Here is a 4,128-nt window from a genome sequence, read left to right on the forward strand (position 1 = left end):
ATTTTATGATATCGGCCGGGATGCGTATAACAGCTGGCTGCAGTAAAGACCGGTTATTTTAAAATCTTCCTTTTATACGGACTACTTCATATGCGTACTATTTCCCCGTTTTAAAGTTCCCTGATATGTTGGGCAATAGCCATCTCTACGGTATTTTCGCTTTTCTCCAGGTGTTCGCTGATCCGCTGTCTTTCCGCTGCTGTTTTATTCTGGGATAATTTCTTTTGTCCCTGCAAATCCACCACTTCAATTTCAAAGGCAACAATCGCTTTCATCATTCCTTTTTTATATTTTTCAGGCAGGCTGTTCCACTGTTGCAGATAGCCAGGTTCATAAAACCTGATCATTTGTTCCAATACGCCGGCTACTGCATTTTCACCGGCAATGATCTTCGGTTCCCCATAGGCGTGTACAGCCATATAGTCCCATGTAGGCACGCTCTCCTTCTTATCATAATGCACAGGTGATATATAAGCATGCGGTTCACTGAATATAACCAGTGACGTATTTCCTTCAATATATTTTGCCTGTTCATTTGCCAGGGCAAAATGCGAGATCAACCGCAACCCGCCGGCGCTATCATCAACCCAAAACGGCAATTGTGTAGCTAGCGGTATATTGCCTTTCACTGTTACAATGGTAGCGAAACTGTACCTTTTCATAAAAGCGACCATTTCGTTCCTGTCTTTAAATTTGAACTGGTGTGGTATATACATATTGGATCTGTTTTCCTGCGGCTCCGCTGATTTTTACATTTACGGTACAAATTTAGGCGCGTATTGGATTACCTTTATAGTCCAATATTAATAAAATGGATAGACCAATTATATGGCGATTATTTGAAGAGATTACCATTGATCATCGTGCAGAAAGGCCGGTTTACCTACAACTATCAGATGCCATTTTAACGCTGGTTAAAAACGGGAAGCTGGCTGCAGGAGAAAAACTGCCGGGTAGCCGGGATGTTGCCGGCATTTTGCATATCAACCGGATTACGGTTAATAAGGCGTTTGAGGAGCTGGCCATGCAAGGCTGGTTGGAAAGCGCTGTTGGAAAGGGCACATTTGTTTCCTCCCATATCACAGACCATGAACCAAAAAAACTTGGTAAGCGCCTTTCAGCCAACGCGTATAAGCGGGCAGGATTTCATATAACGTCTGTAAACTACCTGAGCGCCATACCAGATATCACCATCCCTGAATTACATTTAGACGATGGCTATCCCGATCCGCGACTCGCTCCACTGAAGGAACTTTACCGGGCCTACCGCAATCAGCTCACCAGGAGTGGCCTCTATCGTAAATTTGGCAGCTATGGTAATCCCGCCGGCTCCACTTACTACAGGCAGTCAATGTCTGATTACCTGAATACTTCCCGCGGCCTTAAAACAACGGCCCGCAATATACTGTCTGTAAGAGGTACATTGATGGGCATTAACCTTGTATGCAATGCACTCATTGCTCCCGGCGACGTAGTGATATCAGGTATACCGGGATGGAGAAGGGTGGAACATAATTTCATTCATGCCAGGGCAAAACACATCGGCATTCCGGTTGATGAAAATGGGTTGGTGGTGGAAGAACTAAAAAAAATATGCAGGAAGAAAAAAGTAAGGATGGTGTATGTAACACCCCATCACCACTACCCCACCACCGTATCATTGCGGATCGACAGAAGGCTGGAATTACTCAGGCTCGCCAATGAACACGGGTTTATTATCCTGGAAGATGACTACGATTTTGATTTTCACTACAGGCACCGGCCATTACTCCCATTGGCCAGTGCAGATGAAAATGGCATGGTCATTTACTGTGGGTCATTCAGTAAAAGCTTCTCCCCGGCCTTCCGGATGGGTTACCTGGTTGCAGCTGAAAACCTGATTGAGCATCTGGCTAAAGTCCGGGTACTGCAGGACAGGCAGGGAGATCACATCCTTGACAACGCGATAGCCGATATTATCAATGACGGAACTATTCAGCGTTACCTGAGAAAAACCTTGCAGGTATATGAACAAAGACGTGATCTTTTTTGCAGCCTGTTACAACAGGAACTGCAGGACCGGGTGCAGTTCAATATACCCGAAGGCGGCATGTCGGTATGGACGGTGATGAACAGATCTATCAACCTGGATGAACTGGTAAAAAAAGCATATCAAAAAGGGTTATTATTGTCCGATGGCGATATTAATAAATACCCCAACCTTGACAATAACGCCATCAGGCTTGGCTTTGCTTCTTCCACCAGCGAGGAGCTGATAAGAAGTATGGAGATCTTAAAGGGGTTAACAGGGAAGTAGCCGGAGATCGGGTCCCAACCAAAAGAAACGCCATTGCAATGGTGATTACAATGGCATTTCCGCGTGTTAAACATTAATTCAACTGTTATTGTATTTTGGATTTCAGATCCTCCATCGTAAGATTTTCTGCCAGCACTTTCCCTTTGGCATCCAAAAGGAACATTGCAGGAATTGCTTTTACGCCAAAGGCCTTTGAAACGGCTTTCTTATCCAATACACTTATCCAGGGAAGCGCCTCTTCCTTGTTGGCCTTTGCCCATGCCTGGGCGTCTTTATCGATCGAAACACTTACTATTTCCACACCTTTACCCTTCATTTCTTCATAGAAAGCTTTTAATCCGGGGATAGCTCTGCGGCAAGGTCCACACCAGGATGCCCAGAAATCAATGATCACATAACGTTTGTTCTTTGCCACGGAGGAAAAGGAAACGGGCCTGTTTGATTCATCCACAAGCGCTAAAGACGGCGCCGGCAATCCAACATAGCTTTTGGGATAAAGCTCCGCATGTACTTTCTTTCCATAGTAGCTTTGTTTGGCAGCAGGAGAAAGCTGCTCATACAGCTTTTTCTGTTCCGGTGTAAGATAAGAAAACTGATCTATCATCAAAAATGCGCCCCACCAGGAGTTTTTATTAGATAATATCAGGTTGTTAATTTGTACCTCTACTGTATCAAAAAAACGTTTCTCATCTGCCTCAAACTTCTTGTAGGCGGCTGTCTGCATTAAAGCAGTCACTAAAGCTGTATCTTTCACCTTTCTGGCGGAATCTATCCTGGCGTTAATGACCGTATTGTCCGCATGGTACTTTTGATAAAGAAGATCCTGCCTTCTCCTGGTTTCACTTTTCTCCAGGTACAGATCATGTGATTTGCTGCCTGCTATCTTAATATCAGATATAGTATGCCCTTTACGACCTTCATTTTCTGAAGGTTTTGCAATAGCTGTTACAAGAATACTGCTATTCTCAACCATCAGGCTAAGACCGGTATAAGGTTCTCCGGTAACCCTCATAAAATAGAAGCTTGGTTCCGGAAGACTCCCGGTAAAAATAAATGCCCCGTCTTTTACAATTGTTTTGTTCTCAGGTTTTTCCTCGTCGTGCGTAATGGGAATAAGTTCCAGTACAGTGCCGTCCGGCAGCCCGGTTATCTTTCCGGAAATTTTATACTTTCCGGCCTGGCCGAAAGATAAAGCTGTTGTGCCCAACAATAGTAAAGCGACAATAATTAATGTTCTGCAATTCATGGATATCATTTCTATTTATTTACATTTTGATGTATTGTTCCATTTCCCGGGTTTTTAAACGCTCCCTGCGGGAAGGGCATGGTCCACATATAGGAACCTGGAGCCAGTGATAAGGTTTTACCATTTTCAACTTTCGTCAGAGTTTGCGCGTACTGCGGGTCCTGGTTAAACCGACGGGTGTCTGCGAATGCAACGATGGTGAAGATCATTTCGTTCCCCCGGGTTCTTCTTATAAAGTTGATCGCTTGTTTTTGTATAGAAGCAGATAACGGTTGATATTGCTGCGGCAAAATTCGTTTCGCTCTAAGTGTATTTAAAACACCCATTGCTCCATTCAAATCATCTTTCCGGGCAAGACATTCTGCTTTTATCAGGTACACTTCCGCTGTAGTAAGGCCTCCTTCATTGAAACGGCCGGTTGTTATTGAATTATAAAAGGTGTCAGACCCTAAGGTCCGCAGTTTCCAACGGGAAAGGAAGCTGGCATCACCGGCTTCGAAACGTGCTGCCCTGTCTGTCCGCAAATTGCTTTCGCTGCTGCTGTAACTGGCTTCCCCATGCATAAAAATGTAATTCTCAATATAAT

General features: G+C 44.3%; 4 protein-coding genes. 1 reads left to right on the forward strand and 3 read right to left on the reverse strand.

The window, feature by feature from the left end:
- Positions 1 to 110: 110 nt before the first annotated feature.
- Complete coding sequence (locus VN105_RS23835) at positions 111 to 716, reverse strand: FMN-binding negative transcriptional regulator (RefSeq protein ID WP_325644942.1); 606 nt, start codon at positions 714 to 716, stop codon at positions 111 to 113.
- 95 nt (positions 717 to 811) lie between these two features.
- Between VN105_RS23835 and VN105_RS23840 the strand changes: the two genes are divergently transcribed.
- Positions 812 to 2,296 (forward strand): PLP-dependent aminotransferase family protein, encoded by a 1,485-nt coding sequence (locus VN105_RS23840; RefSeq protein WP_325644944.1) that lies wholly within the window; start codon positions 812 to 814, stop codon positions 2,294 to 2,296.
- Between the two features lie 85 nt (positions 2,297 to 2,381).
- Here VN105_RS23840 and VN105_RS23845 read toward each other — a convergent pair whose 3' ends face one another.
- Positions 2,382 to 3,542, reverse strand: a complete 1,161-nt coding sequence (locus VN105_RS23845) for a TlpA disulfide reductase family protein (protein ID WP_325644946.1) — start codon at positions 3,540 to 3,542, stop codon at positions 2,382 to 2,384.
- Positions 3,543 to 3,553: 11 nt separating this feature from the next.
- Positions 3,554 to 4,128, reverse strand: a 575-nt coding sequence (locus VN105_RS23850) for a RagB/SusD family nutrient uptake outer membrane protein (RefSeq protein WP_325644948.1), incomplete at its 5' end; no start/stop codon positions are given.

This window comes from Chitinophaga sp. (assembly GCF_035564935.1).
In the GTDB taxonomy this organism is placed as follows: Bacteria; Bacteroidota; Bacteroidia; order Chitinophagales; family Chitinophagaceae; genus Chitinophaga.

Bases quoted from the DNA above. Each gene is read 5' to 3' on its own strand.
- VN105_RS23840 (WP_325644944.1), top strand. From the start codon at position 812: ATGGATAGACCAATTATATGGCGATTATTTGAAGAGATTACCATTGAT.
- VN105_RS23835 (WP_325644942.1), bottom strand. From the start codon at position 716: ATGTATATACCACACCAGTTCAAATTTAAAGACAGGAACGAAATGGTC.
- VN105_RS23845 (WP_325644946.1), bottom strand. From the start codon at position 3,542: ATGAATTGCAGAACATTAATTATTGTCGCTTTACTATTGTTGGGCACA.